Here is a 26,007-nt window from a genome sequence, read left to right as displayed (position 1 = left end):
CATGGTTGTTTGTAAATACCTTTGCCGCGTACCCAGCCCGTTACAAAAGTCGTTGCAAGGTTTGAAATTGTAGGCCGGGGAGCCGATCCGCGAGAGATCGCCCCCTCTTTATTCAGCGGATATTCAGCCATCCCTGAAACATCCTGTTTGAGGTTTTACTGTCATGGTCCGTCGTACCAAAGAGGAAGCTCAAGAAACCCGTAGCCAGATTCTGGAAGCGGCGGAGAAAGCCTTTTATGAAAGGGGCGTCGCTCGTACGACGCTGGCCGATATCGCGACAATGGCCGGTGTCACCCGTGGTGCCATCTACTGGCATTTCAGCAATAAAGCGGACCTGGTCCAGGCGATGCTCGACAGCCTGCATGAGCCACTGGATGAATTGGCCAAGGCCAGCGAGAGCGAAGACGAACTGGACCCGCTGGGCTGCATGCGCAAATTGCTGATTCATTTGTTTCATCAAGTTGCGCTGGACCCGAAGACCCGCCGCATCAACGAAATTCTGTTTCATAAGTGCGAGTTCACCGATGAAATGTGCGATTTGCGCCAGCAGCGCCGGGTGGCCAGTCTCGACTGCAACGAGCGCATCGGGCTGACCCTGCGTAATGCGGTGAATCGCGGCCAGTTGCCGGAAGATCTCGACACTGCCCGCGCGGCCATCAGCATTCACGCTTACATCGATGGCCTGCTGTATGGATGGCTTCTGGCGCCGGACAGCTTTGAGCTGCATGCCGAGGCTGAGCGTTGGGTCGATACAGGGTTGGATATGCTGCGCCTGAGCCCCAGCCTGCGCAAATGAAACAAAATGCGTAATTGGCACAGCTTATGTCAATTGGCCTGCCTTTACATACGTTTGCGGCGGGGAGTTTAAACGTAGCGAGCTAGGCATTTTGTAGGGAATTTGTGTCGTCTGTGTGAATGAGTGTGAGCCGCTTGCCCTCACCCTAACCCTCTCCCAGAGGTAGAGGGGACTGACCGAGGTGTTCTTGCGAGTTACACCGACGTGGAATATCCAGTCGAACTCCGAATTTGAAAACTACGCAAATTGGCTCCCTCTCCCTCTCCCTCGGGAGAGGGTTGGGCGGGCGGCGTTCCGATGAGGGGCTACGTACTCAGCCGCGCAATCAATCTTCCGGCGAACACAAAAAAGCCCCCGACTCATCACAAGTCGGGGGCTTTTGCGTTTCTGCGTGTTGCCTATTACAGCGCCGGGTAGTCGATATAACCGACCGGCCCTTTACCGTAGAACAACTCCGGACGCGCATCATTCAAAGGCGCATCCGCCTTCAAGCGCGCCGGCAGATCCGGGTTGGCAATAAACGGCACACCAAACGCCACAGCGTCAGCCTTGCCACTGGCCAGCCATTCATTGGCGCTGTCTTTGGTGAACTTTTCGTTGGCAATGTACGGGCCACCGAACGCTTCTTTCAATTGCGGGCCGAGGCTGTCGGCGCCTTCTTTCTCACGGGAGCAGATGAACGCGATGCCGCGTTTGCCCAGTTCACGTGCGACGTAAGTGAAGGTTTCCGCCAGGTTGTCGTCACCCATGTCGTGGGAGTCAGCGCGCGGTGCCAGGTGCACACCGACACGGCCGGCACCCCAGACTTCGATCGCAGCGTCAGTCACTTCCAGCAGCAGACGCGCACGGTTTTCCAGCGAGCCACCATAGTTGTCGGTGCGCTGGTTGGTGCTGCTTTGCAGGAACTGGTCGAGCAGGTAACCGTTGGCGCCGTGGATTTCCACGCCGTCGAAACCGGCGGCCTTGGCGTTCTCGGCACCGGTGCGGTAGGCGTCGACGATGTCGGCGATTTCAGCGGTTTCCAGTGCACGTGGAGTCGGGTAGTCGGCCAATGGACGGACCAGGCTGACGTGACCTTTCGGCTGGATGGCGCTCGGTGCCACCGGTGCTTCACCGTTGAGGTACGAAGGGTGGGAAACCCGGCCGACGTGCCACAGTTGCAGGAAGATCTTGCCGCCCGCGCCGTGAATCGCTTTGGTCACGTTGGCCCAGCCGCGCACTTGGTCGTTGGACCAGATGCCCGGGGTGTCCGGGTAGCCAACGCCCATCGGCGTTACCGAAGTGGCTTCGCTGAGGATCAGGCCAGCGGACGCGCGCTGTACGTAGTATTCAGCCATCAGCGCGTTTGGCACGCGACCTTCGTCGGCGCGGCAGCGGGTCAGCGGGGCCATGATGATGCGGTTGGCCAGCTCGACGTCGCCGAGTTTGATCGGATCAAAAATAGTTGCCATGTCTACAACCCTCGTAAGTGAAAAGTTAATCAGTGAGTAGCGGGGGCCAGATCGGCGTTGCCGTTCTGACGGAAAGTAATCAAAGTCACCAGCAGGGCGAGCACGGCCAGGGCGGCGGCTGCGAGCGGCACGCTGGTCAGGCCGTAGCCGTGGGCGATGACGCTGCCACCAACCCAGGCGCCGAGAGCATTGCCGACGTTGAAGGCGCCGATGTTCAGGGTCGAAACCAGGTTCGGTGCGGCTTTGCCGAAGGTCACCACGTTGACTTGCAGCGCCGGCACGGCGGCGAAACACGCGGTGGCCCAGAGGAACAGGGTGATTTCGGTCGGGATAAGCGCGACGCTGGTCCAGGTCAGCACGGTGGAAACCACGGCCATCGCAATGAACACGCCGATCAGCGTGGCGGCCATGCCTTTGTCGGCGAGCTTGCCGCCGATGATGTTGCCGACGGTCAGGCCCAGGCCGATCAGCATCAGCGTCCAGGTCACGCCACGCGGCGACACGCCGGTGACTTCACCGAGCAGCGGGGCGACGTAGGTGAACAGAGTGAAGACGGATGCGGCGAACAGTGCGGTCATGCTCAGCGACAGCCAGATCCCCGCACCTTTAAGGGCGGCGAGTTCGGCGCGCATGTCGAGTTTTTCTTCATCACGCTTGGCCGGCAGGAAGCGGATCAGGCCGATCAGCGCAATCACACCAATGACGGTCACCGCCCAGAAGGTCGAGCGCCAGCCGTATTGCTGACCCAGCGCAGTGCCCAGCGGTACACCGAGGACGTTGGCCAAGGTCAGGCCGGTAAACATCAACGCCACCGCCGACGCACGCTTGTTGGCCGGCACCAGATTGGCCGCCACCACCGAACCGATACCGAAGAACGCACCGTGGCACAGCGCGGTGATCACGCGGGCAAACATCAGCACGTTGTAATCGCTGGCGATGGCGCAGAGCAGGTTGCCGACAATAAAAATGCCCATCAACGCGACCAGTGCTGCTTTACGCGGCAACTTGGCGGTGGCCATTGCCATGAACGGTGCACCGATTGCCACGCCGAGGGCGTAACCGGTCACCAGCCAGCCGGCGCCGGGGATCGACACACCGAGGTCGGCCGCCACATCGGGCAACAGGCCCATGATGACGAATTCGGTGGTGCCGATGGCGAAGGCGCTCAAGGCGAGGATGAGTAGCGAGAGGGGCATGCGTGTTTCCTTGTCGGCTGGCTGACGTTAAGGGTCAGAGCTCTTTACTGAGGGTGCTGAGGAACGCCTGGATCACGTCCTCGTTACGTTTGAAAAAATGCCACTGACCGGCCTTCTGGCTGCTGATCAGACCGGCGCGTTGCAACGTTGCGAGGTGCGCAGAAACAGTCGACTGCGACAGGCCGCAGCGTTGATCGATCTGCCCGGCACAGATGCCGTACTCGTGGTTGTGCAACTGTTCCGGAAATTCGTTCTTCGGGTCTTTCAGCCAGTTGAGGATGTCTCGCCGTACTGGGTGCGCCAGGGCTTTTATTATTTCGTCGAGGTCGAGGTTCATGGCAGGTGCTCACAATGTGTACAACGCTATATCGCGATGTGGCGAAATATAAATCGTTAGATCGCGATACACCAATATGATTTTGATCTGACGTCAGCATAAATTGGTATATCGCGTTATAACGATACAGGGGTGTATGGCTTATGGGCCGCAGTGCTAAGCTGCGCCCATGAACTATCTCGCACATTTACACCTTGGTGGCCAGCGCCCGGGGCAACTGCTCGGCAGTCTGTATGGCGATTTCGTCAAAGGCCGGCTGCAAGGGCAGTTTGCGCCGGAGGTGGAAGCGGCGATTCAACTGCATCGCCGAATTGACGTATTTACCGATCGCCATCCGTTGGTGGACATCGCCTTGGGGCGGTTTACCGAGACGCGGCGGCGTTATGCCGGGATCGTGCTCGATGTGTTTTTCGATCATTGCCTGGCGCGGGACTGGAAGCTGTATGCCGAGCAGCCGCTGGAGGTTTTCACCGCTGACGTTTATCGGGTATTGACCCACGAACGGCAGTTGCCCGACCGCCTGGCGAAGATCGCCCCGCACATGGTGGCCAATGACTGGTTGGGTTCGTATCAGCAGTTTGAAGTGCTGGAGCAGGTGCTGCGCGGGATCTCGCGGCGGTTGAGCCGGCCCGAGGAACTGGCGGGGGCGATGCAGGAATTGCGGCGGTTATATGAGCCGTTGAGTGAGGATTTCGCTTTGTTTTACCCACAACTTCAGGACTTCGCACAATCCCCCCAGACATCGCAGATCTAATGTGGGAGTGAGCCTGCTCGCGAAGCGGTACATCAGGCAACATCGATGTGACTGACCCACCGCTGTCGCGAGCAGGCTCACTCCTACAGGGGATTTGTGTTTTCAGGCGGCAATCAATTCGCCTGCACGACGCGGTTCGGCCGGTTTCGCCACCTCGCCAAACAACGCCTTCTGCACCGCTTGCTGCGCTTCAAACGCCAGCGCCGCACGCTCACGCCCCTGACAGGCCATCGGCTTGAGCAGGTGCACTTCAACATCGCCGCAATCATTGCTGAACAGGCGCATCAGGTGCGACAGCAGATCGTCGTCACCAATGAACGGTGCCAGCCCATCGATTTCGCCATCGCGCAGATAACGGATCGCCACCGGTTGCAGCATCACCTCGGAATCAATCGCCGCCGCCAGCAAGCGACCATGAAAGGTACGCAGTGAGCGGCCATCGGTGGTGGTGCCTTCCGGGAACATCAGCAGCGGGTGAGCGGTTTGCAGGTGACGGGTCATCTGCTTGCGGATCAACTGGCTGTCGCCCGAACCGCGACGGATGAACAGGCTGCCGGCCTTCGCCGCCAGCCAACCAGCCACCGGCCAGGTGCGCACTTCAGCCTTGGACAGAAACGACAGCGGCGTGAGCATCCCGAGCAGCGGAATATCCGTCCACGACACATGATTGCTGACCCACAGCATCGGCTGTTTCGGCAACTCGCCATGAACCGTCACGCGAAAGGGCAGGGCATTGCTCAGGCGCGCCATGAAGAAGCGCGACCAGCGCTGGCGCCGCTCCATCGAATGCGCCAGACCGATGCGTTCAAACACGCCGAAGACGCTGGCCATGGTCAAACCCAGCGACACCACCAGCAGCACCCGCGCGATCCGCGCGTACACCCGCAACCGGCTCATCACACGGCCGCCTTGAAGTGCTTGGCGTAGCGCGGGCAGAGTTCGTCGCGCTTGAGCAGGATGAACACGTCGGCGACCTGAAAGTCTTCGTCCCAGCACGGCTCCCCGCAAATCTTCGCGCCCAGACGCATGTAAGCCTTGAGCAGCGGCGGCATTTCGGCGATCACGTTCGACGGAATATCCAGCGTCGGCAGCGGATTTTTCGGCTCGGCGCGCAAGTGTTCGGTGCACAGATACCGTTCGCGCAGACGCTGCATGATCGCGTGGGCCTGAATGCCGCCGTCCTGCATCGGGATGCTCGCGCAACCCATCAGATAGCTGTAGCCGCCCTGATTCAGCACTTCGGCCAACTCGCCCCACAACACCGCGATGGTGCCACCGTTGCGGTACGCCGGGTCGACGCAGGTGCGGCCGATTTCGAGGATCGGGCCTTGCAGATGCGCGAGGCCGTGCAGGCTGAATTCTTCTTCGCTGTAGAACTTGCCGAGGCTGCTGGCGGCGGTGTGATCGAGCAAACGGGTGGTCGCCACGAGGCGGCCGGTATTCAAGTCACGCACGCCGATGTGGCTGCAGTGAACATCATAATCATCCATGTCCAGACCCAGTTCCGCGCCTTTCAGTTTGGCGTTGAACTCGCCGCTGAAGACGTTGAATCGCAGGGCCTGGGCTTGCTGCAAGGCCTCGGCGCCGATCAGGCGTTCGGCTTGCAGGCGGCGTTCATTGCCGGTGTCGCTGATGCGGGCGATCTGAGTCATGTGAATCTCCGTACGGGCCTTTAACCCGTCGTGGGTTGCAGCCGATCGACTTTCTTTATGCAGCCGTGTTGTGCAAAGTCAGGCTATGTAGCCCCGGTGTCATCGCCATGAACGTTCGGTGATGCTTATATGACAGCCCACAAGGAGCCTCCTATGCCCTGGCCAGATCTGCTGCACAGCCGTGAACGATTGCCCGCCGTCGCTGACCTCGCCGAGGGTTTTGCGACGTTGTTGCAGCAGTTGGGCAACGTCACGCCGTTCGAATTGGCGGTCGCCGGCGGGCGGCGGATGGCGACGCCGGGGCTGGCGTTTCTGGTCGGTTATCAGGCGGCATTGCGCATGCTCTGGCCGAGCGCGCCGCTGAGCCTCGGTGCGTTGTGTGCGACCGAGCAGCGCAGTCTGCGCCCGGCAGACATGCACACGCGCCTCACCGATTTACGCTTGAGTGGGCGCAAGGATTTCGTCACGGCCGGCGATGCGGCGGACTGGCTGCTGATTGCTGCGCGCAGCGAAGAGCCCGGCGAAACGCCGCGACTGAGTCTGGCCGTGGTGTATCCCGGCGAACCCGGCGTGACCGTGGAAAAACTGCCGGCGCTGCCGTTGATGCCGGACATCAGTCATGGCCGCTTGCTGCTTGATGGCGCGTTGTGCGAGTTGTTGGCGGGGGATGGTTGGGATGCTTACGTCAAACCGTTTCGCACGCTGGAAGATGTCTATGTGCTGAGCGCGATGACCGCGTGGCTGTATGGCGTCGGACAGGACAGCGACTGGCCGCAAGCGCTGCAATTGCGTTTGCTGGCGCTGTTGGCCGGGTGTGCGGAGGCGAGCCGGCAACCGCCGAACAATCCGGCCGGGCATGTGTTGTTGGCTGGGTTGTTTGCGCAGTTTGATTCGCTCAAGGCTGAGGTTGATCAGGCGTTGGCTGACGGGCCGGCAGAATGGGCGCAGATGTGGCAACGCGATCAAGGCGTGATGCAGTTGGCGGCGGGGGCCAGGGCCAAGCGGTTGGCCAAGGCTTTGGCGGTGAATTGACTGGCCTCTTCGCGAGCAGGCTCGCTCCCACAGGGGACCGCGTTTCTTCAATTGAAATGCGCTCAAAATGTGGGAGCGAGCCTGCTCGCGAAAGCGATCTAATCATCACCACACATCTGTCATAAACTCCGACTAGTCTCAGCAGGTTCATTCCCAGAGCCCTCCCCATGTGCAAAGGCCTGTCGCTGTTCCTGCTGCTGATCAGCTTCACCGTCCACGCCGAACAATGGCCGGGTAACGATTGGCCAACCGGCCCGAAGGTCACTGATACAGAGTCACTGGAAAATTACGCCTTCCCGCCCCGCGACGATGCAACCCGCAAAGGCATCCGCACCGATGCCCTGCTGATCATCCACGACGGCCAGATTATCTATGAACGCTACGCCGGCCCGACCAGCGAACACACCCCGCACCTGACCTGGTCGATCAGCAAAAGCCTGATGGCCACCGTGCTCGGTGTGGCGTACAGCGAAGGCCTGTTCAAACTCGAAGACCCGGCCGCAAAGTTTTACCCGCCACTGGCAAAACACCCGGATATAAAATTCGCCGATTTGCTCCACTGGGCTTCGGGCATCGACTGGCAGGAAGACTACGAATACGCGCCGCTGAAATCCTCGGTGGTGGCGATGCTCTACACCCGAGGTCATCGCGACATGGCCGCGTTCACTGCCGAGCAAGACAGCTACGCTGAGCCGGGGCAGGCCTTCCGTTACTCCAGTGGCGACAGCAATCTGCTCGCCGCCGCATTGAAAAACATCGTCGGCCCGCAGCTCTATCCCGACTATCCGTGGACAGCGCTGTTTGAGCCTTTGGGCATCCGCCACGCCGTGTGGGAAACCGATGCGATGGGCACTTTTGTCGCTTCGTCTTACGCCTATCTCACCGCACGGGATCTGGCGCGAGTCGGGCTGTTGATGGCCCGCGACGGGCGTTGGGATGACCAGCAGTTGCTACCCAAGGATTGGCTCGCGTTCAACCTGACCCCCTTCAAAGGTTACAAAGCCCACCAGGATGAAGCGGTGCCCGGCGGCCAATGGTGGCTCAATCGGCCGGCCGATGGCGCCGGCTCTCCGTGGCCCGACGCACCGCCCGACACCTTCGCTGCTCTCGGTCACTGGGGCCAGGCGCTGTACGTGATCCCCAGCGAGAAACTGGTGATCGTGCGTTACGCCGATGATCGCGAAGGCAGCTACCGCCACAACGAATTGCTCAAACGTGTGCTGAAGGCGGTGCGGCCATGAAGCGCTTTTTGCTGTTACTGCTGGTTTTGTTGCTCGGCTGGATCGTCTATGAACGCGAAAACCTGTGGGCCTTCCCGGACATCATCAGTGCCTACACCGCCAAGGAATATTGTTCGTGCCGCTACGTGATGAACAACAACGCCGAATACTGCCGTGGCTACGTGAAACAGTGGCTGCCGACCAGCGACTTCAGCGATGACAGCGCCAGTAAAACCATCACCGTCAGCGGCATGGGCCGCAGCAACAGCGCCCAGTGGCAAAGCGAACGCCGGGGCTGCCGCCTCAATCCCTGACCACACCCAATCGTCCCTGTAGGAGTGAGCCTGCTCGCGATGGCGGTGTGTCAGTCAACATAATTGTTATCTGAGACACCGCCATCGCGAGCAGGCTCACTCCTACAAGGGGATATGTTGATCCTGGAAGCGGGGTTCCACTCTGTGGAACCACATTCGATTGTCCTTGCGCGCGTCTCGCGGTTATCTGGCGGTGAGCACGACCTGCCTTTCAACGTGTCGTGAATTCATTGCAAACAACAAGACCGGGAACACCCGCGCGAGGAGAACCGTCATGCCCCGACATCAGCATATTCTGGCCTGGCTCAACGATGTGGCCCGCGACCTGCACGCCACCCGCCAGGACATCCACGCCCACCCCGAACTGGGTTTTGAAGAAAACCGTACCTCGGCGCTGGTCGCCAAATCCCTCGAAAGCTGGGGCTACGAAGTCCACACCGGCATCGGCAGAACCGGCGTCGTCGGTGTGCTGCGCAATGGCAGCAGTTCGCGCAAACTCGGCTTGCGCGCCGACATGGATGCCTTGCCGATCATTGAAAACACCGGCGCCGCCTACAGCAGTAAACATCAGGGCTGCATGCATGCCTGCGGTCACGACGGGCATACTGCGATGCTGCTCGGTGCCGCGCGTTATCTGGCGGCGACACGGCAGTTCGACGGCACCCTCACGCTGATTTTCCAACCGGCGGAAGAAGGTCAGGGCGGCGCCGAAGCGATGCTCGCCGACGGTCTGCTCGAACGCTTTCCGTGCGATGCATTGTTCGGTATGCACAACATGCCGGGCCTGCCTGCCGGGCACTTGGGTTTTCGCGAAGGGCCGATGATGGCTTCGCAGGACTTGCTCAACGTGGTCATCGAAGGCGTCGGCGGTCACGGCTCGATGCCGCACCTGACGGTCGATCCGCTGGTCGCCGCCGCCAGTGTGGTGATGGCATTGCAAACGGTGGTCGCGCGCAACATCGATGCGCAGCAGGCGGCGGTGGTCACCGTCGGCGCGCTGCAAGCGGGGGAGGCGGCCAACGTTATCCCGCAACAGGCAATCCTGCGCCTGAGCCTGCGCGCGCTGAATGCCGATGTGCGCGAGCAGACCCTCAATCGCGTGCGCAACATCATCGAAACCCAGGCGCAAAGCTTCGGCTGTACCTCGACAATCGAACACCGCCCGGCCTATCCGGTGCTGGTCAACCACGCCGCCGAAACCGAGTTCGCCCGCCAGGTCGGCGTCGAGCTGGTGGGCGCCGATGCCGTCGACGGCAACACTCCCAAACTGATGGGCAGCGAAGACTTCGCCTGGATGCTTCAGCGTTGCCCCGGCGCCTACCTGTTCATCGGCAACGGCGTGTCACGGCCGATGGTGCACAACCCGGCCTACGACTTTAACGACGACATCCTGCTGACGGGCGCAGCGTATTGGGGCGCGTTGACCGAGAGCTGGCTCAAGCCGGCCTGACTTCTTCACTTTTTGCTGCCGCTGAACCCCGGGCCCACGTGCGCCCGGGTGATCACCCAACAGCTTTATGGAGAATCCGCCATGCAGGTTTCGAGCACAGGTGTTTCGCGTACCCGGCAAGTGGTCGCTGCGGTTATCGGCAACGCGCTGGAATGGTATGACTTCATCGTTTACGGCTTTCTGGCGAGCATCATCGCTCGGCAGTTCTTTCCCTCCGAAGATGGCTACGCCTCGCTGTTGATGGCGCTGGCGACCTTCGGCGTCGGTTTCTTCATGCGCCCGGTCGGCGGCATCCTGCTCGGCATGTATTCCGACCGCAAAGGCCGCAAAGCGGCGATGCAGCTGATCATCCGCCTGATGACCGTGTCGATCGCCCTGATCGCGTTTGCGCCAAGCTACGCCGCCATCGGCATGGGCGCGCCGCTGCTGATCGTCGTTGCGCGCATGCTGCAAGGTTTCGCCACCGGCGGCGAATACGCCAGCGCCACGGCGTTTCTGGTGGAGAGCGCGCCGGCTCATCGCAAAGGTTTGTACGGTTCGTGGCAACTGGTCGGGCAATGCCTGGCGGTGTTTGCCGGCGCGGCCATGGTGGCGCTGGTTACCCATGTGTTTTCACCCGAGGCGCTGGACACCTGGGGCTGGCGTATTCCATTCGTGATCGGTCTGTTGATCGGCCCGGTCGGCTTGTGGATTCGCAAGCACATGGAAGAACCGGAAGAGTTTCTTCAAGCACGTAAAAAAGCCAAAGGCGCAGCGCCGGGCCTGTGGCAAGTGATCCGCGAGCACCGCCGCAGCCTGCTGGTGTCGATGGGTTTGGCCAGCGGCGCGACGGTGTCGTTTTACGTGGTGCTGGTGAACATGCCGACCTTCGCCCACACCAACCTCGGCTTGCCGTTGGATCAGGTGCTGCTGGTGCAGATGCTCGCGGTGGCGTTGATGACGGTGGTAATTCCGTTCTCCGGCGCACTGTCGGATCGTGTTGGCCGTCGGCCGGTGTTGATGGCGTTCACGTTAGCGTTTTTCGTGATGATTTATCCGCTGTATGTGTGGGTCGCGGCGGCCCCGTCGATCGAGCGCTTGCTGGTGATGCAACTGCTGCTGTGCAGTGCAATTGGCGGTTTCTTCGGCCCGGCGCCGACGGCACTCGCCGAGCAGTTTCCGATTGAAGTGCGCTCCACCGGCGTGTCTGTCGCCTACAACGTGGCGGTGATGGTGTTCGGCGGCTTCGCACCGCTGATCGTCACCTGGCTGAGCAAGGTCTTGAACACGCCGGTGGCGCCGTCCTTCTATGTGTTGTTCGCTTGCCTGCTGACCTTGCTCGGTACTTACTGTCTGCAAGAGGCGCCGCGCGCAAAGAAATCCGTTGCGCTGAATGTGGGAGTGAAACCGTGAAACCTTTAGCGATTGATCCGATTGTCGCCCTCGACGCCGATGCGCTGTCCCGGGCAATCCATGCGCGCCAGGTGTCGTGCCGTGAAGTGATGCAGGCCTATCTGACGCATATCGAACGCTTCAACCCACAGGTCAATGCGCTGGTTTCGCTGCGTCCGGCCGAGGACGTTTTACGTGAGGCCGATGAGTGCGACCGGCAACTCGATCGCGGCCAGTCCAAAGGCTGGATGCACGGCATGCCGCAGGCGATCAAGGACTTGGCGGCCACTGACGGACTGCGCACTACTATGGGTTCGCCGTTGTTCGCCGAGCAGGTGTCGCAGCACGATGCGATCAGCGTGGCGCGCGTACGTGCCTGCGGCGCGATCATCATCGGCAAGAGCAATGTGCCGGAGTTCGGCCTCGGTTCGCAGACCTACAACAGCGTGTTCGGCACCACTACCAATGCCTACGATGCAAGCCGGATTGCCGGTGGCAGCAGCGGCGGCGCCGCGGTGGCGCTGGCCTTGCGTCTGCTGCCGGTGGCCGATGGCAGCGACATGATGGGCTCGTTGCGCAACCCGGCGGCGTTCAACAACGTCTTCGGTTTTCGCCCGTCGCAAGGCCGCGTGCCACACGGGCCGACGCCGGAAGTGTTCGTTCAGCAACTGGCCACCGAAGGGCCGATGGGCCGCAGCGTCACCGACGTCGCACGATTGCTGTCGACGCAGGCGGGCTACGATCCCCGCGTGCCACTGTCGCTGAAAGATGAGCCGCGCAATTTTGCTGAAGGCCTGCCACAGGATTTCAGCGACGTACGCATTGGCTGGCTCGGCGACTACAACGGCTATCTGCCGATGGACGACGGGGTGTTGAGTCTGTGCGAATCGGCGCTGGCGGATTTCACTGCGTTGGGTTGTCAGGTCGAGGCGTGCCAGCCGGATTTCTCCATGGCGCGTTTATGGCAAACCTGGCTGACCCACCGGCATTTTCTGGTGCAGGGCAGCCTTGGCGCGGCGTATGCCGATCCGCGCAAACGCGAAATGCTCAAACCTGAGGCACAGTGGGAAATCGAGGGCGGTTTACGCCTGAGCGCTGCCGATGTCTACAAAGCCTCGGTCGATCGCAGTGAGTGGTATCGCGCACTGAGTGAATTGTTCCAGCGTTACGATTTCCTGCTGTTGCCGACCGCGCAAGTGTTCCCTTTTGATGCACAACAGCCATGGCCGCGCGTGGTCGGCGGGCAGACCATGGACACCTATCACCGCTGGATGGAAGTGGTCATCGGCCCGACGTTGGCGGGGTTGCCGAGCATCAGCGTGCCAGTCGGTTTCAACCCGGCGGGGCTGCCGATGGGCCTGCAAATCATCGGCCCGGCGCAGGCTGACCGGGCGGTGCTGCAACTGGCGTATGCCCACGAACAACTGACCCATTGGGTCGAACGCTGCCCGCCGCCATGCCTGCAATCAGCCTGAGCGGCTCGCATCTTGCTGCAAAAAGTGCTCATCCATCTGCGCGCAGGGAGATCGAACACATGGGCAGCAAAGCGGATACCGGCAGCGTGCGTTCGGTGGAACGGGCGCTGGCCATTGTCGAATTGCTCGGCGAGCATCAGGCGCTGGGGCTGGAGGAATTGCACTACCTCACCAGCCTGCCCAAAGCCACGGTGTCACGGATGCTGGCGACGTTGCAGGAACAGGGCTGGATCTATCGCGGCCTCAGTGACCGCCGTTACCGCTTGTGTGCCAAGCGCCTGTTTGGCGATCGTCAGCAGCGCTTCAAGCGCCATTTGGTGGAGAGCGCGGCGCCGATGTTGCTGGAGTTGTGCGAGCGCACCGGGCTGGTCGCGGATCTGTCGTGCTTCGATGGCGAGCGGGTTGAGGTGATGGAGAGCGCGATTCCGCAGGTGTTGCGCAAGCGATATCCGAACAACTGCCAGATCGTCGGGCATCACGCCAGTCTGTTTCATTCGGCGATGGGGCGGGCGTGTCTTGGCGAGTTGGAAAGTGATGAGGTCGAGCGGCTCGCCGAGCGTGAGCAGTTGAGCGATGAGGGTTTGTTTCGTGTGACCGAGCAGGCCTTGCATCAAGGCTTTGGTCAGCGTACCGAAGGCTATTGGGAATACCCGGTGCGTTTGCCCTTTCTGATTCGCGCGGTGGCACTACCGATCCGTGCTGATGGGAAGTTGGTGGGCAGCATGGCGCTGCACTGGCCGATGGATCAGGCGCCGGTGGAGCGAGTGTTGAGCCTGCATTTGAATAGCCTGGCGGCGACGATTGGCGATGTGCAGCAGGTATTGGCCTGACAGCCAAAAGATCGCAGCCTGCGGCAGCTCCTACATCAAGCACTGTTCCCCTGTGAGAACGGCGGTGTGACGATTCGACAGAAGGCATATCTATTGGCTGGCGGTACGTTTCCCCGTGCGAGCCCGCCCCCACATTAGAAATGTATTCCCCCTGTAGGAGCTGCCGCAGGCTGCGATCTTTTGCTCTGGATGTTTGCAATAACCCCATGGCCAGTTAAGGTTCGTGCAGGTTTATCGCCCCCACGAGTCCTCAATGTTCAACCGCTCCCTCATTGCATCCCTGTCCAGCCTGCTGCTGGCCACCCTCGCGCTGCCGGCGCAGGCCAATTGGTATCTGGACGGCGAGTCGTCGCGGCTGTCGTTCGTCAGTACGAAAAACGCCAGTATTTCCGAAGTGCAGCGTTTTCTGGTGCTGCACGGCAAGGTCGATCCCAATGGTCGCGCCGAAGTCGAAATCGAGCTGGACTCGATCAACAGCGGCATCCCGCTGCGCGACGAGCGCATGCGCAAGGAGCTGTTCCAGATCGAGCAATTCCCCGAAGCGACCATCACCACGCAGATTGACCTGCGCCCGATCAACGATCTGGCCCCCGGCGCGCAACTGGAATTGCGCCTGCCACTGACGGTCAATTTGCACGGCAAACAACACGAATATCCCGCCGAACTGCTGGCGACGCGCCTCGATGACCGGCGCTTTCAAGTGGTCACCCTTGAGCCGCTGGTGATCAACGCCGAAGATTTCGATCTGGCACCGGGGCTGGAAAGCCTGCGCAAACTCGCCGATCTGTCGGCCATCAGCCTGTCGGTGCCGGTGGGTGCGGTGCTGATCTTCACGGCGCGCTGACATGCGCGGCGCGGTGTTCCCATGGCGTGACGGTAATCGGTTCGAGCTGTTGATCGATGGCCCGCAATTCTTCCCGCGCATGCTTGAGCAGATCGCCGCTGCCAAGGAGCAGATCGAACTCGAGCTGTATCTGGTCGAGGCCGGCGCCTGTGCCGAAACCATCGTCCAGGCGCTGGTGCTGGCGGCGGAGCGTGGCGTGCGTGTGCGTTGTCTGTTCGATGATTACGGCAGCCTCGCCTTCACCCTCAATTTGCGTCAGCGCCTGACTCATGCCGGGGTGGAACTGCGTTTCTATAATCGGCTTAACTGGCGGCGCTGGGTCGGCAACTTCTATCGCGATCACCGCAAATTGCTGCTGGTCGATCAATGTCTGGCGGTGGTCGGTGGCACCGGTGTCACCGATGAGTTCTGGACGCCGGGCCATGACAGCAGCGAATGGCACGAAGTGATGGTCGAGATCAGCGGGCCGTTGGTGATCGACTGGCAATTACTGTTTGATCGCCAATGGATCGCTAACCGCTACCGCCGCGCCTGGCGTCCGGCCGCACATTTCGGTCTGCCACGGTTACCGCGCGTGCCGGACAAGGGCGAGGGCATGGGCCGCGTGGCGTATGCCGACGCCCGCCAGCACCGCGACATTCTGCAGTCGCTGTTCCGCGCCTTGAACAGTGGGCAAAAACGCATCTGGATGGCCACGCCGTATTTCCTGCCAACGTGGAAAATCCGCCGCTCCCTGCGCAAGGCTGCCGCGCGCGGTGTTGATGTGCGGTTGCTGCTGACCGGGCCGCGCACCGATCACCCGTCAGTGCGCTACGCCGGGCATCGTTACTACCCGCGCCTGCTCAAGGCCGGGGTGCAGATATTCGAATATCAGCCGTGCTTTTTGCATTTGAAAATGGTGCTGGTGGACGATTGGGTGAGCATCGGTTCGTGCAACTTCGACCACTGGAACCTGCGCTTCAATCTGGAGGCGAATCTGGAGGCGCTGGATCCGGCGTTGACGGCAGCGGTAGAGGCGAGTTTTGTGAAGGACTTCGGGCTGAGTCAGCAAGTGAGTCTGGAAGAGTGGCAGCGCCGGCCGTTGTGGCGGCGGGTCAAGCAGCGGGTGTGGGGCTGGGTGGATCGGGTGGTGGTCAATATCCTCGACCGCCGCGGGTAGAGCTAGATCAAAAGATCGCAGCCTTCGGCAGCTCCTACAGGGTGTACACCATCTTTTGATCGTTCCCACGCTCTGCGTGGGAATGCAGCCCGTGACGCTCCGCGTCACTGGACGCGGAGCGTCCCATGAGGCATTCCCACGCGGAGCGTGGGAACGATCATCGGGGCAAAAACCGGTTACAGCAACTCGAAGCTCTGCTGCGTCACGTCCTGCGAATCCAGGCCGATCTGCACGTTGAACTTGCCCGGCTCTGCCGCGTATTTGAGCTGGGCGTTGTAGAACTTCAGGTCATCCTCGGTGATGGTGAAGTGCACGACTTTCTGTTCGCCGGCCTTGAGCATGATTTTCTGGAAGTTCTTCAGTTCCTTCACCGGGCGGATCATCGAACCGGTGACGTCCTGAATGTACAACTGCACCACGGTTTCGCCGTCACGCTTGCCGGTATTTTTCAGCATGACGCTGGCGTCGAGCTTGCCGGTGGCGTTCAGGGTGGTCGACGACAGCGCCATGTCGCTCAGGGTGAACTGGGTGTAGCTCAGGCCATACCCGAACGGGAACAGGGGACCTGTGGTGTCATCGAAATACTGCGAGGTGTAGTTGCCCGGTTTGCCCGGCGTGAACGGCCGGCCAATGCTCAGGTGGTTGTAGTAGGTCGGGATCTGGCCCACGGAGCGCGGGAAGGTCACCGGTAGTTTGCCCGACGGGTTGTAGTCGCCGAACAGCACGTCAGCGATAGCGTTGCCGCCCTCGGTGCCGCTGAACCAGGTTTCCAGAATCGCGTCAGCCGACTGGTTCTCTTCGAGGATGGTCAGCGGACGGCCGTTCATCAGCACCAGCACCAACGGTTTGCCGGTGGCTTTCAACGCACGGATCAGCTCGCGCTGGTTTTCCGGGATGTTCAGGTCGGTGCGGCTGGAGGATTCGTGGGACATGCCACGGGATTCGCCCACGGCGGCGACGATCACGTCAGCGTCCTTGGCGGCTTTTACCGCTTCGTCGATCAGCACCTTGGCCGGGCGCGGGTCATCGACAACTTCCGGCGCATCGAAGTTGAGGAAGTTCAGGTAGTCGAGCACCTTCTTGTCGCTGGTGATGTTGGCGCCACGGGCGTAGATCAGGTTCGACTTGTTGCCGATCACCGAGCTCATGCCATCGAACAGTGTCACCGATTGCGCCGGCTTACCCGCTGCGGCCCAGCTGCCCATCATGTCGATCGGTGCTTTGGCCAATGGGCCGACCAGCATGACTTTTGCGTCTTTCTTCAGCGGCAGGGTTTCGTTCTGGTTCTTCAGCAATACCAGGCTGCGTCGCGCCACTTCACGGGCCTCGGCGCGGTGCAGACGGCTCTCGGCGTAGGTGTCGACCGGATCATCTTCAGCCTTGCCGATGCGCAGGTACGGATCCTTGAACAGGCCCATGTCGTACTTGGCGGCGAGCACTTCACGCACCGCGTTGTCGATGTCCTTCTGTTCGATCTCGCCGGCCTTGAGCAGTCCCGGCAGCTCTTTGCCGTAGAGGGTGTCGTTCATGCTCATGTCGATACCGGCCTTGATCGCCAGTTTCGCTGCTTCACGACCGTCGCGGGCGACGCCGTGTTTGATCAGTTCGAAGATCGCGCCGTGGTCGCTGACCGCCAGGCCCTTGAAGCCCCAGTCACGACGCAACAGGTCGTTCATCAGCCAGGTGTTGGCCGTGGCCGGAATGCCGTTGATCGAGTTCAACGCGACCATCACGCCGCCGGCGCCGGCATCGATTGCGGCGCGGTACGGCGGCAGATAATCCTGATACATCTTCACCGGACTCATGTCGACGGTGTTGTAGTCGCGGCCACCCTCGACCGCGCCATACAGGGCGAAGTGCTTGACGCTGGCCATGATGCTGTCGGCGGCGCTCGGGGTGGCGCCCTGATAGGCACGAACCATCACGCCGGCGATGCGCGAGGTCAGGTAGGTGTCTTCACCGAAACCTTCGGAGCTGCGGCCCCAGCGTGGGTCGCGGGAGATGTCGACCATCGGCGCGAAGGTGATGTCGAGGCTGTCGGCGGCGGCTTCTTTCGCGGCAACACGGCCGGACTGGCCGATGGCATCCATGTCCCAGCTCGAGGCGAGGGCCAGCGGAATCGGGAAAATCGTCCGGTGACCGTGGATCACGTCGTAGGCAAAAAACATCGGGATCTTCAGGCGGCTGCGCATGGCAGCGTCCTGCATCGGACGGTTTTCCGGGCGGGTTATCGAGTTGAAGGTGCCGCCGATGTTGCCGGCCGCGATCTCTTTGCGGATCAGCTCGCGAGGCATTTCCGGGCCGATGCTGATCAGGCGCAACTGGCCGATCTTTTCATCGAGGGTCATTTGGTTCATCAGGTTGCTGATGAACGCGTCCTTGTTTTCCAGGGGGACCGGGGTCGTGGCGGCCAATACTTGATGACTGGCCAGGCTGACGAACAGACCCAGCAAACACAGCTTCTTCATGAATATTTTTCTCAAGGGCACAAACGGCAATGCAATGCCGGCCAGCCAAAATTTAGGGAGCGACTATTGTTGTTCGGGTACAGGCTCAAAAAAGCAGAGCCAGAAACGGCAGCCGACACGGCGGCAGCGTGATCGCGCAGGGCACTTTTTAGCCCATTGGCGCGTCGTAATCCAGCAGCGCGGCCGATTATGCCCCAAGAGCCGGCGGAGAATGTTTCGCGCTCGGTTTTTATAATGAAATGTGCCAAGGAGCATCACTGCGATGAATGTAAGCCCAACCAATCGCTCGCGTTTGCAGGTTGCCACACTGCTGGTGCTGGCCACGCTGTTGACCGCGTGCGGCATCAACAATATCCCGACCCTCGACGAACAGGCCAAAGCCGCATGGGGCCAGGTGCAGAACCAGTATCAGCGCCGCGCCGACCTGATCCCCAACCTGGTGGAAACGGTGAAGGGTTACGCCGCTCATGAGCAGGAAACCTTGACCGCGGTGATCGAGGCTCGGGCGAAAGCTACGTCGATCCAGGTCGATGCCAGCACCCTCGACAATCCCGAGAAACTCAAACAGTTCCAGCAGGCGCAGGATCAACTGACCGGCGCGTTGAGCCGTTTGATGGTGGTCTCCGAGCGTTACCCGGACCTGAAGGCCAACCAGAACTTCCTCGCCCTGCAATCGCAACTCGAAGGCACCGAGAACCGCATTGCCGTGGCGCGCCGCGATTTCATTCTGGCGGTGCAGAAATACAACACCGAAATCCGCACCTTTCCCGGTCGTCTCTGGCACAGCGTGATGTACAGCGACCTGCCGATCCGCGAAACCTTCGAAGCCACCACGCCGGATGCCGATAAGGCACCTCAGGTCAAGTTCTGAAAACACACCTGTGGAGGAGCTGCCGCAGGCTGCGATCTTTTGACGTTGGTTTGTAAAAACGAGATCAAAAGATCGCAGCCTGCGGCAGCTCCTACAGCGGACGGTGGGGGTAATAGATGCGTGTGTTGAAGATGGGGCTGGTGTTGCTGTTGTGGGTATTGACCTTCAGCGCCCGGGCCGAGTTGACGTTCCCGGCGCTGAGCGGGCGGGTGGTGGACGAAGCGCAGATGCTCGAGCCGTCGGTGCGCGCGCAACTGGGCCAGCAGTTGCAGGCCCACGAGCAGGCGACCGGCGAGCAATTGGTCGTGGTCACCGTGCCGGATCTGCAAGGCACCACCATTGAAGATTATGGCGTCCAGCTGGGCCGGCACTGGGGCATCGGCCAGAAGGACAAGAACAACGGCGCGCTGCTGATCGTCGCCCGTGACGAGCGCAAGCTGCGCATTGAAGTCGGTTATGGTCTGGAGGACCGGCTCACCGATGCGCAGAGTTCGGTGATCATCCATCAAGTCATCACCCCCGCGTTCAAGACCGGCAACTTCAGCAAAGGCATCAGCGACGGCGTCGCGGCGATGCTGGTAGTGCTCGGCGGCAATCCGCTGGATGAGCCGTCGACGGTGTATGAATCGAGCGGTGATCCGTCCGATGATTTCGTCTCGCGGCATCCGGCATTGTTCGTGTTTTTAGTGATGTTGTTCATCCTGACGGTGTTTGTCTGCCAGATGCTCGGTATCCTGCCTGCCGGCCGTGGCGGCTCCGGAGGCGGGGGCGGCTTTGGCGGTGGTGGCGGTTTTGGTGGCGGCGGTGGTGGAGGCGGGGGCTTCAGCGGCGGCGGGGGCAGTTTCGGCGGCGGTGGTTCATCCGGCGGCTGGTGACATTAAAAGAATAATGAGCAGGCACTTTTCAACATGGCATTACTGACTGAACACGAACAACGCAAAGTCGCCGAAGCGATCGCCCGGGTCGAGCGCGACACCGACGCCGAACTGGTGACGGTACTCGCCGCCCGCGCTGATGACTACGCTTACATCCCGCTGTTGTGGGCGAGCCTTTTCGCGCTGGTGGTGCCCGGCGTCGTGCACTACCTGACCGGGTGGTTGACCATGCACAGCTTGCTGCTGGTGCAGTGGGGCGCGTTTATCGTGCTGTGCCTGCTGTTTCGTTTGCCGAAAATCACTACCCATCTAATCCCGCGTCGCGTGCGGCATTGGCGCGCGTCGAACCTGGCACGCCGGCAGTTCCTCGAGCAGAACCTGCATCACACGGTGGGCAGTACCGGCATGCTGATTTTTGTCTGTGAGGCGGAGCGGTATGTGGAGATTCTGGTGGATGAGGGGATTTCCAAACGGCTGGATAACAAGAGTTGGGATGCGATTGTGGCGGCGTTTACTGAGCAGGTGCGGCAGGGGCGCACGCTGGAAGGGTTTGTGACGTGTATCGAGGCGTGTGGGGAATTGCTGAAGGTGCATGTGCCGGTGACGCAGGTTCGGAATGAGTTGCCGAATCGGTTGATTGTGCTGGGGTAAGACAAACCCTCACCCCAGCCCTCTCCCGGAGGGAGAGGGGGCCGACCGAGGTGTCTTGCGCTCGACATCGACCTGAAAGACCGAGTCGATTATGGATCAACAGATGATCGTTTGATTTGATGCTTTTAATACCCGAGTTCGACTCGGTATTTCAGGTCGGCGTAACTCGTGAAAACACCTCGATCAGTCCCCTCTACCTCTGGGAGAGGGCTAGGGTGAGGGTGCTTCTGACAACCGTTGGGTAAATAAGAGCGTGTCCCCAACCCCCATCCCCCCTAAAATACCCGCCATTCCCGATTTCGCCCGTCCGAGGCCGCTTTTTCATGTCCGTTACCGCCCCTGCCACCCAGCCTGCGCCCGATCACCACGCCCAGTTCATCGAGCTGCTGCAAACCAGCCTCGAACAGAACGGCTTCATCAAACTGGTGCTGGCCAAGTACGTCGGTGAAGAAGCGGATCTGCAGCGGGTCATCATCAAAGCGGTGACGGTCAAGGCGCAGCCGAATCTGTCCTTTGTCTATCGTTACAAGACTCGCGATATCACCAAGAATCTGCCGTTGAGCGAAGGCGTGGCGACGATTGCCGCGCTGCTGCCGGCCTCGTTCAAAAATGCGCATTTACTTGCGGTCACTGACGAAGCTCAGCTGGAATACAGCAAAAAGGGCAAATCTTCGCTGTTCAAGAGCAAACCTCAGCAATTGCGCGAAGCACCGTCCGCCGAGCATAACCGTGAGAAAAACCGTTTTCTTGAACTGAGCCGACCGTTCCTCAGGGACCTGGGCGTGACCAACGCGCAGCACGAGCTGATCCCCGCGATGTCGCGCAAGTGGAAGCAGATCAACAAGTTCATCGAAGTGTTCAGCCATGCCCTGACCTCGTCGCCGCTGGCGCTGGACAAACCGGTGCGCGTGGCCGATTTCGGTTCGGGCAAGGGTTACCTGACGTTTGCGATTCACGATTACCTGCGCAATACCTTGCAGGCCGAAGGTGAAGTCACCGGCGTCGAGTTGCGTGAGGAAATGGTCAACCTGTGCAACGCAGCGGCAGCAAAGCTCGAGCATCCGGGGCTGGTGTTCAAGTGCGGTGACGTGCGCAGCGTGGCGCCGAGCGAACTGGACGTGATGATCGCCCTGCATGCCTGCGACATCGCCACCGACTACGCGATCCACACCGGTATTCGCTCGGGTGCGTCGATCATCATGTGCTCGCCGTGCTGCCACAAGCAGATCCGCCTGCAGATCCAGAGCCCGGCGCTGCTCAAACCGATGCTGCAATACGGTTTGCACTTGGGCCAGCAAGCGGAAATGGTCACCGACAGCTTGCGTGCGCTGTTTCTGGAAGCCTGCGGTTACGAAACCAAGGTTTTCGAGTTCATCTCGCTGGACCACACCAACAAGAACAAGATGATTCTGGCGGTGAAACGCGCCGAGCCGGTGGATCCGGCTCAGCTGTTGGTGAAGATTCAGGAGTTGAAAGACTTCTACAACATCAGCGAGCACTGCCTGGAAACGCTATTGCGCGCCGACGGCTTCCTGGCCTGATCCGATCCGTGTAGGAGCTGCGGCACGCTGCGATTTTTTGATCTTGTTTTTAAGGGCAAAATCAAAAGATCGCAGCGTGCCGCAGCTCCTACAGCTTATGTGGTGGCGATGCGGGCCGGTTGCACCGCGGTTTTGCGGCCGAGCATGACGGTGGCAATCACCCCGCAGGCAAACACCCAGGTAATCGGCTCGACATGCTCACCAAAGAACAACGCCGAAAACGCGATGGTGAAGAAGATCTGCAACAGCTGCACCTGACTGACCCGGGAAATCCCGCCCATGGCCAACCCCGCGTACCAGGCAAAGAAACCAAGAAACTGCGAAAACAACGCCACATATCCAAACGCCCACCAGGTCTTGGCCGACACCGCGCCGTGATGCTGCAGCGCCAGATACAGCACCGGCCCGATCAACAGTGGTGTCGACAGCACCAGCGCCCAGCAGATTACCTGCCAGCCCCCCATCTCCTTGGCCAACCGGCCACCTTCGGCGTAACCCAGCCCACCGACCGCAATCGCGCCGAGCATCAGCAGATCGCCCGCCTGAATACTGCCGGCCCCGGTGTACAGCGCATAACCGAGCACCAACGCACTGCCCAACGCCGCGCAGGCCCAGAAGGCTTTCGACGGCCGCTCATGGGACAACCACGCGGCGTATAGCGCCACGCACAGCGGTTGCAAGCCGTTGACCAGCGCCCCGTGGGACGCCGGCAAGGTTTGCATGGCCCACGCCGACAACACCGGGAAACCGAGAATCACTCCGGCGATCACCAGGCTCAGGCCTTTGACCTGCCGCCACGTCGGCCATTTCTCGCGACGCCACAGCAACAGCAACGCCGCCGGGATCGCTGCAAACAATGCGCGACCCAAACCGTTGAGCAATGGATGCAGTTCCTGCACCACGATGCGGGTGAAGGGCAGGGTGAGGCTGAAAATCACCACGCCGAGCAGGCCGAGGGCCATGCCGGTGTTTTCGCGCGAGGACATGATGGCGGACCAGAATTGAAGGTGGCAGGGAATGACCTTTATAAAGCCATAAACCGGGTGGTTCGGGCTGTTACAGCTGGGCACAGACTTAGGCGTACAGTTTGCCGGCGTCATCGCGAGCAGGCTCACTCCTGCATTTGAAATGCGTTCCCCCTGTAGGAGTGAGCCTGCTCGCGATGGCGTCAACTCGGTAGTAGCCGGTTGTTACCCGACCTCGCGGATAAGGTCTACCTTGAATACTCCCAAGCATTCCCCCAGAGGAGTCCTCCCCATGGCCGCGAAAAAGATCCTGATGCTGGTCGGCGATTACGTCGAAGATTACGAAGTGATGGTGCCGTTCCAGGCCCTGCAAATGGTTGGTCACACCGTCCATGCCGTGTGCCCGGACAAGGCCGCCGGCCAGACCGTGCGCACCGCCATCCATGATTTCGAAGGCGACCAGACCTACAGCGAGAAACCCGGTCACCTGTTCGCCCTCAATTTCGATTTCGCCAAGGTCGGCGAGGCCGATTACGACGCGCTGCTGATCCCCGGCGGCCGTGCCCCGGAGTACCTGCGCCTCAACGAAAAAGTCCTCGACCTGGTGCGCGCCTTCGACAAGGCCGGCAAACCGATTGCCGCGGTCTGCCACGGCGCGCAACTGTTGGCAGCCGCGGGCGTTCTGGAAGGTCGCGAATGCAGCGCCTATCCGGCCTGCGCCCCGGAAGTGCGACTGGCGGGCGGTACGTACATCGATATCCCGGTGACGGCAGGCCACGTTCAAGGCAATCTGGCCACTGCCCCGGCATGGCCGGCGCATCCGCACTGGCTGGCCGGGTTCCTCGGTTTGCTCGGCACCAAAATCACCCTGTAACGAGGAATCGCCGATGTGCGAGCTCTACGTCAAGGCTGACCCGATTCTCTACGAATCACGTTCGCGCTCGCTGCGCATCTGCGGCGTGGTGACGACGCTACGCCTGGAAAATCAGTTCTGGGACATCCTCAGCGAAATCGCCGAAGTCGACGGCATGACCACCAATCAATTGATCGCCAAGCTGTATGAAGAGGTGATGGATTATCGCGGCGAGGTGGTGAATTTTGCCTCGTTCTTGCGGGTGAGTTGTATGCGCTATCTGAGTCAGCGGCGGGTGAGTGCGCCGGAGTTATCGGTGGTGCGGGCGGTGGTGAAATAGTCGAGACCGGGTTGACCCCATCGCTGGCAAGCCAGCTCCCACAGGTTTAGCGGTGAGGCTCAGGTAGTGAGCACACAGGAGACCCCTGTGGGAGCTGGCTTGCCAGCGATAGGGCCGGTACAGGCGACAGATAGTCAGGACTGGTCTTTACTCTGAAGCGCGAAATCTCTCAATTGCCAAGGAGAAACGAGCATGTCCGGATGGTACGAAATCAGTAAAAGCAGCAACGGCCAGTTCAGGTTCGTGTTGAAAGCAGCGAATGCCGAAACCATTTTGACCAGCGAGCTGTACACCACTCGCGCAGCGGCCGACGGCGGCATCGCTGCGGTGCAAACCAATAGCCCGCTGGATGAGCGCTACGAGAAGAAATCGACGAAGGACGGCCATCCGTACTTCAATCTGAAAGCGGCCAATCATCAGATCATCGGCAGCAGCGAGGCGTATTCCTCGGAGTCGGCGTGCGACAAGGGCATTGCCAGTGTGAAGACGAACGGTCCGAGCAAAGTGATCAAGGACAAGACCTTGCCTGTCCTCTGAACTCACCACATCCCCCTGTAGGAGTGAGCCTGCTCGCGATAGCGGTGGGCCAGTCGACACATGCTCAACTGCCCCACCGCTATCGCGAGCAGGCTCACTCCTACAGTGGTTTTTGCGGTGTCAGTGAGATCAGCGCAGGGTCTTCAGGATCGTCTGCAGCTGAGTCTGGCCCGCGTCACTCAGCGGGAATACCGGCAAGCGTGGATCGCCAACCTCCAGCCCGGTCTGCCGCAAGCCAGCCTTGATCGTCGCCGGCAAGCCACCCTTGAGAATGAAATCCAGCAGCGGCAACTGGCGATAGAACAGATCCCGCGCCCGATCCAGATCGCCGGCCATGGCCGCGTCATAAAGATCCAGATTCAACTGCGGGATCAGGTTCGGCGCCGCCGTGCACCAGCCTTTCGCCCCGGCGGCAAACGCCTCCAGCGCCAGCGGATTGCAGCCGTTGTAGAACGGCACCTGACCTTCGCCGAGCAATTGCAGCTTGTGCATGCGTTGAATATCGCCAGTGCTCTCCTTGACCATGGTCACGTTTTCCACGGCGTTGACGATGCGCAGAATCAAATCCACCGACATGTCGGTGCCGCTGGTGGCCGGGTTGTTGTAGAGCATGATCGGCACGCCGATGCTCTCGCCGATGGCGCGGTAGTGGGCGAGGATTTCCGCCTCGGTGAGTTTCCAGTACGAAGCCGGCAGCACCATCACCACATCGGCGCCATGGGCTTCGGCGAAACGCGCGCGGCGTACGGCTTTGGCGGTGGTCAGGTCGGAAACGCTGACGATGGTCGGCACACGTTTGGCCACATGCTTGATACTGAATTCGGCGACCTGATCCCACTCCGCGTCGCTCAGGTAAGCGCCTTCGCCGGTGCTGCCCAATGGCGCGATGGCGTGGACGCCGCTGTCGATCAGGCGATCGATCGATTGACCCAAGGCGGGCAGATCCAGTCCTTCGCCGTTGGCGCCGAACGGGGTGATGGTGTAGCCGATGATGCCGTGAATATCGGACATGAGGTTGTCTCCGT

26 protein-coding genes are annotated in these 26,007 nt (G+C 60.7%); 18 read left to right on the top strand and 8 right to left on the bottom strand.

The window, feature by feature from the left end:
• The first annotated feature begins 163 nt into the window (after positions 1–163).
• Positions 164–796, top strand: coding sequence for an efflux system transcriptional repressor EmhR (gene emhR / locus ACIPIZ_RS12115; protein WP_064393039.1), 633 nt, complete (start codon positions 164–166; stop codon positions 794–796).
• Positions 797–1,197: 401 nt separating this feature from the next.
• Here emhR and ACIPIZ_RS12110 read toward each other — a convergent pair whose 3' ends face one another.
• Genes ACIPIZ_RS12110 through ACIPIZ_RS12100 form a run of 3 tightly spaced genes read right to left on the bottom strand, consistent with a single transcriptional unit; the run spans position 1,198 to position 3,780 of the window.
• On the bottom strand, positions 1,198–2,247 hold the full coding sequence (locus ACIPIZ_RS12110) for an alkene reductase (RefSeq protein WP_064393038.1): 1,050 nt from the start codon (positions 2,245–2,247) through the stop codon (positions 1,198–1,200).
• Between the two features lie 29 nt (positions 2,248–2,276).
• Positions 2,277–3,443 (bottom strand): MFS transporter, encoded by a 1,167-nt coding sequence (locus ACIPIZ_RS12105; RefSeq protein ID WP_064119748.1) that lies wholly within the window; start codon positions 3,441–3,443, stop codon positions 2,277–2,279.
• A 34-nt stretch (positions 3,444–3,477) separates the two neighbouring features.
• Positions 3,478–3,780: a helix-turn-helix transcriptional regulator gene (locus tag ACIPIZ_RS12100; RefSeq protein ID WP_007917068.1), complete on the bottom strand. Its 303-nt coding sequence runs from the start codon at positions 3,778–3,780 to the stop codon at positions 3,478–3,480.
• Between the two features lie 169 nt (positions 3,781–3,949).
• Here ACIPIZ_RS12100 and ACIPIZ_RS12095 point away from each other — a divergent pair, with 169 nt between their 5' ends.
• Entirely contained in the window at positions 3,950–4,534 is a 585-nt protein-coding gene (locus ACIPIZ_RS12095) for an ACP phosphodiesterase (protein ID WP_064393037.1), read from the top strand.
• A gap of 102 nt (positions 4,535–4,636) precedes the next feature.
• Here ACIPIZ_RS12095 and ACIPIZ_RS12090 read toward each other — a convergent pair whose 3' ends face one another.
• Both ACIPIZ_RS12090 and olsB read right to left on the bottom strand, forming a co-directional pair.
• The gene (locus ACIPIZ_RS12090; protein ID WP_401165466.1) at positions 4,637–5,431 is read right to left on the bottom strand and encodes a lysophospholipid acyltransferase family protein; all 795 of its coding nucleotides are present in this window, start codon (positions 5,429–5,431) and stop codon (positions 4,637–4,639) included.
• A complete protein-coding gene (gene olsB, locus ACIPIZ_RS12085) occupies positions 5,431–6,186 on the bottom strand; it encodes an L-ornithine N(alpha)-acyltransferase (protein WP_007916280.1) in 756 nt (251 codons plus the stop codon). The genes ACIPIZ_RS12090 and olsB overlap by 1 nt, the downstream gene beginning before the upstream one ends.
• A 153-nt stretch (positions 6,187–6,339) precedes the next feature.
• Between olsB and ACIPIZ_RS12080 the strand changes: the two genes are divergently transcribed.
• The 9 genes from ACIPIZ_RS12080 (at position 6,340) to ACIPIZ_RS12040 (ending at position 15,881) form a co-directional block, all read left to right on the top strand.
• The gene (locus tag ACIPIZ_RS12080) at positions 6,340–7,218 is read left to right on the top strand and encodes an acyl-CoA dehydrogenase (RefSeq protein WP_401165464.1); all 879 of its coding nucleotides are present in this window, start codon (positions 6,340–6,342) and stop codon (positions 7,216–7,218) included.
• A gap of 167 nt (positions 7,219–7,385) precedes the next feature.
• A complete protein-coding gene (locus ACIPIZ_RS12075) occupies positions 7,386–8,459 on the top strand; it encodes a serine hydrolase domain-containing protein (protein ID WP_401165462.1) in 1,074 nt (357 codons plus the stop codon).
• Positions 8,456–8,752: an amidase gene (locus tag ACIPIZ_RS12070; protein ID WP_122853620.1), complete on the top strand. Its 297-nt coding sequence runs from the start codon at positions 8,456–8,458 to the stop codon at positions 8,750–8,752. Before ACIPIZ_RS12075 ends, ACIPIZ_RS12070 begins: the two co-directional genes overlap by 4 nt.
• Positions 8,753–9,026: 274 nt before the next feature.
• Positions 9,027–10,202 (top strand): M20 aminoacylase family protein, encoded by a 1,176-nt coding sequence (locus ACIPIZ_RS12065; RefSeq protein WP_064393032.1) that lies wholly within the window; start codon positions 9,027–9,029, stop codon positions 10,200–10,202.
• A gap of 81 nt (positions 10,203–10,283) precedes the next feature.
• Positions 10,284–11,594 carry a citrate-proton symporter gene (locus ACIPIZ_RS12060; RefSeq protein WP_064393031.1) on the top strand — a complete coding sequence of 437 codons (1,311 nt, stop codon included), beginning with the start codon at positions 10,284–10,286 and terminating at the stop codon, positions 11,592–11,594.
• Complete coding sequence (locus tag ACIPIZ_RS12055) at positions 11,591–13,048, top strand: amidase (RefSeq protein ID WP_401165459.1); 1,458 nt, start codon at positions 11,591–11,593, stop codon at positions 13,046–13,048. The genes ACIPIZ_RS12060 and ACIPIZ_RS12055 overlap by 4 nt, the downstream gene beginning before the upstream one ends.
• 59 nt (positions 13,049–13,107) lie before the next feature.
• Positions 13,108–13,878, top strand: coding sequence for an IclR family transcriptional regulator (locus tag ACIPIZ_RS12050; RefSeq protein ID WP_150647022.1), 771 nt, complete (start codon positions 13,108–13,110; stop codon positions 13,876–13,878).
• Positions 13,879–14,131: 253 nt separating this feature from the next.
• Complete coding sequence (locus tag ACIPIZ_RS12045; RefSeq protein ID WP_122662741.1) at positions 14,132–14,722, top strand: YceI family protein; 591 nt, start codon at positions 14,132–14,134, stop codon at positions 14,720–14,722.
• Position 14,723: 1 nt separating this feature from the next.
• Positions 14,724–15,881 (top strand): phosphatidylserine/phosphatidylglycerophosphate/cardiolipin synthase family protein, encoded by a 1,158-nt coding sequence (locus ACIPIZ_RS12040; protein ID WP_401165457.1) that lies wholly within the window; start codon positions 14,724–14,726, stop codon positions 15,879–15,881.
• 176 nt (positions 15,882–16,057) lie between these two features.
• On the opposite strand, the gene bglX is transcribed toward ACIPIZ_RS12040, so the two are convergent.
• Positions 16,058–18,349: a beta-glucosidase BglX gene (gene bglX / locus ACIPIZ_RS12035; protein WP_105707528.1), complete on the bottom strand. Its 2,292-nt coding sequence runs from the start codon at positions 18,347–18,349 to the stop codon at positions 16,058–16,060.
• Between the two features lie 262 nt (positions 18,350–18,611).
• Here bglX and ACIPIZ_RS12030 point away from each other — a divergent pair, with 262 nt between their 5' ends.
• From ACIPIZ_RS12030 to ACIPIZ_RS12015, 4 genes are all read left to right on the top strand, one after another.
• Positions 18,612–19,220, top strand: a complete 609-nt coding sequence (locus ACIPIZ_RS12030) for a LemA family protein (RefSeq protein WP_064393025.1) — start codon at positions 18,612–18,614, stop codon at positions 19,218–19,220.
• A 116-nt stretch (positions 19,221–19,336) separates the two neighbouring features.
• Complete coding sequence (locus ACIPIZ_RS12025; protein ID WP_401165455.1) at positions 19,337–20,095, top strand: TPM domain-containing protein; 759 nt, start codon at positions 19,337–19,339, stop codon at positions 20,093–20,095.
• A 33-nt stretch (positions 20,096–20,128) separates the two neighbouring features.
• Positions 20,129–20,746 (top strand): TPM domain-containing protein, encoded by a 618-nt coding sequence (locus tag ACIPIZ_RS12020; protein WP_064388544.1) that lies wholly within the window; start codon positions 20,129–20,131, stop codon positions 20,744–20,746.
• A gap of 323 nt (positions 20,747–21,069) precedes the next feature.
• Positions 21,070–22,287 carry an SAM-dependent methyltransferase gene (locus tag ACIPIZ_RS12015; protein WP_122662732.1) on the top strand — a complete coding sequence of 406 codons (1,218 nt, stop codon included), beginning with the start codon at positions 21,070–21,072 and terminating at the stop codon, positions 22,285–22,287.
• Positions 22,288–22,382: 95 nt separating this feature from the next.
• On the opposite strand, the gene ACIPIZ_RS12010 is transcribed toward ACIPIZ_RS12015, so the two are convergent.
• Complete coding sequence (locus tag ACIPIZ_RS12010) at positions 22,383–23,273, bottom strand: DMT family transporter (RefSeq protein ID WP_105708396.1); 891 nt, start codon at positions 23,271–23,273, stop codon at positions 22,383–22,385.
• A 271-nt stretch (positions 23,274–23,544) separates the two neighbouring features.
• On the opposite strand from ACIPIZ_RS12010, the gene ACIPIZ_RS12005 reads away from it, so the two are divergent.
• From ACIPIZ_RS12005 to ACIPIZ_RS11995, 3 genes are all read left to right on the top strand, one after another.
• Positions 23,545–24,126, top strand: a complete 582-nt coding sequence (locus ACIPIZ_RS12005; RefSeq protein ID WP_064388539.1) for a DJ-1/PfpI family protein — start codon at positions 23,545–23,547, stop codon at positions 24,124–24,126.
• A gap of 13 nt (positions 24,127–24,139) precedes the next feature.
• Positions 24,140–24,445 carry a ribbon-helix-helix domain-containing protein gene (locus ACIPIZ_RS12000; RefSeq protein WP_007916314.1) on the top strand — a complete coding sequence of 102 codons (306 nt, stop codon included), beginning with the start codon at positions 24,140–24,142 and terminating at the stop codon, positions 24,443–24,445.
• 192 nt (positions 24,446–24,637) lie between these two features.
• Entirely contained in the window at positions 24,638–24,982 is a 345-nt protein-coding gene (locus ACIPIZ_RS11995) for a YegP family protein (RefSeq protein WP_064388537.1), read from the top strand.
• A gap of 129 nt (positions 24,983–25,111) precedes the next feature.
• Here the strand turns inward: ACIPIZ_RS11995 and ACIPIZ_RS11990 are convergent, their stop codons facing one another.
• On the bottom strand, positions 25,112–25,993 hold the full coding sequence (locus ACIPIZ_RS11990) for a dihydrodipicolinate synthase family protein (protein ID WP_401165452.1): 882 nt from the start codon (positions 25,991–25,993) through the stop codon (positions 25,112–25,114).
• Positions 25,994–26,007: the final 14 nt, after the last annotated feature.

Origin of the sequence: Pseudomonas sp. NPDC087690, assembly GCF_044743175.1 — a bacterium.
GTDB lineage: Bacteria > Pseudomonadota > Gammaproteobacteria > Pseudomonadales > Pseudomonadaceae > Aquipseudomonas.
This window is presented reverse-complemented; position numbering and strand designations above follow the sequence as displayed.

Excerpts from the sequence above, each read along its gene's own strand:
- emhR (WP_064393039.1), top strand. The coding sequence starts at position 164 with ATGGTCCGTCGTACCAAAGAGGAAGCTCAAGAAACCCGTAGCCAGATT.
- ACIPIZ_RS12110 (WP_064393038.1), bottom strand. The coding sequence starts at position 2,247 with ATGGCAACTATTTTTGATCCGATCAAACTCGGCGACGTCGAGCTGGCC.
- ACIPIZ_RS12105 (WP_064119748.1), bottom strand. The coding sequence starts at position 3,443 with ATGCCCCTCTCGCTACTCATCCTCGCCTTGAGCGCCTTCGCCATCGGC.
- ACIPIZ_RS12100 (WP_007917068.1), bottom strand. The coding sequence starts at position 3,780 with ATGAACCTCGACCTCGACGAAATAATAAAAGCCCTGGCGCACCCAGTA.
- ACIPIZ_RS12095 (WP_064393037.1), top strand. The coding sequence starts at position 3,950 with ATGAACTATCTCGCACATTTACACCTTGGTGGCCAGCGCCCGGGGCAA.
- ACIPIZ_RS12090 (WP_401165466.1), bottom strand. The coding sequence starts at position 5,431 with ATGAGCCGGTTGCGGGTGTACGCGCGGATCGCGCGGGTGCTGCTGGTG.
- olsB (WP_007916280.1), bottom strand. The coding sequence starts at position 6,186 with ATGACTCAGATCGCCCGCATCAGCGACACCGGCAATGAACGCCGCCTG.
- ACIPIZ_RS12080 (WP_401165464.1), top strand. The coding sequence starts at position 6,340 with ATGCCCTGGCCAGATCTGCTGCACAGCCGTGAACGATTGCCCGCCGTC.
- ACIPIZ_RS12075 (WP_401165462.1), top strand. The coding sequence starts at position 7,386 with ATGTGCAAAGGCCTGTCGCTGTTCCTGCTGCTGATCAGCTTCACCGTC.
- ACIPIZ_RS12070 (WP_122853620.1), top strand. The coding sequence starts at position 8,456 with ATGAAGCGCTTTTTGCTGTTACTGCTGGTTTTGTTGCTCGGCTGGATC.
- ACIPIZ_RS12065 (WP_064393032.1), top strand. The coding sequence starts at position 9,027 with ATGCCCCGACATCAGCATATTCTGGCCTGGCTCAACGATGTGGCCCGC.
- ACIPIZ_RS12060 (WP_064393031.1), top strand. The coding sequence starts at position 10,284 with ATGCAGGTTTCGAGCACAGGTGTTTCGCGTACCCGGCAAGTGGTCGCT.
- ACIPIZ_RS12050 (WP_150647022.1), top strand. The coding sequence starts at position 13,108 with ATGGGCAGCAAAGCGGATACCGGCAGCGTGCGTTCGGTGGAACGGGCG.
- ACIPIZ_RS12045 (WP_122662741.1), top strand. The coding sequence starts at position 14,132 with ATGTTCAACCGCTCCCTCATTGCATCCCTGTCCAGCCTGCTGCTGGCC.
- ACIPIZ_RS12040 (WP_401165457.1), top strand. The coding sequence starts at position 14,724 with ATGCGCGGCGCGGTGTTCCCATGGCGTGACGGTAATCGGTTCGAGCTG.
- bglX (WP_105707528.1), bottom strand. The coding sequence starts at position 18,349 with ATGAAGAAGCTGTGTTTGCTGGGTCTGTTCGTCAGCCTGGCCAGTCAT.
- ACIPIZ_RS12030 (WP_064393025.1), top strand. The coding sequence starts at position 18,612 with ATGAATGTAAGCCCAACCAATCGCTCGCGTTTGCAGGTTGCCACACTG.
- ACIPIZ_RS12025 (WP_401165455.1), top strand. The coding sequence starts at position 19,337 with ATGCGTGTGTTGAAGATGGGGCTGGTGTTGCTGTTGTGGGTATTGACC.
- ACIPIZ_RS12020 (WP_064388544.1), top strand. The coding sequence starts at position 20,129 with ATGGCATTACTGACTGAACACGAACAACGCAAAGTCGCCGAAGCGATC.
- ACIPIZ_RS12015 (WP_122662732.1), top strand. The coding sequence starts at position 21,070 with ATGTCCGTTACCGCCCCTGCCACCCAGCCTGCGCCCGATCACCACGCC.
- ACIPIZ_RS12010 (WP_105708396.1), bottom strand. The coding sequence starts at position 23,273 with ATGTCCTCGCGCGAAAACACCGGCATGGCCCTCGGCCTGCTCGGCGTG.
- ACIPIZ_RS12005 (WP_064388539.1), top strand. The coding sequence starts at position 23,545 with ATGGCCGCGAAAAAGATCCTGATGCTGGTCGGCGATTACGTCGAAGAT.
- ACIPIZ_RS12000 (WP_007916314.1), top strand. The coding sequence starts at position 24,140 with ATGTGCGAGCTCTACGTCAAGGCTGACCCGATTCTCTACGAATCACGT.
- ACIPIZ_RS11995 (WP_064388537.1), top strand. The coding sequence starts at position 24,638 with ATGTCCGGATGGTACGAAATCAGTAAAAGCAGCAACGGCCAGTTCAGG.
- ACIPIZ_RS11990 (WP_401165452.1), bottom strand. The coding sequence starts at position 25,993 with ATGTCCGATATTCACGGCATCATCGGCTACACCATCACCCCGTTCGGC.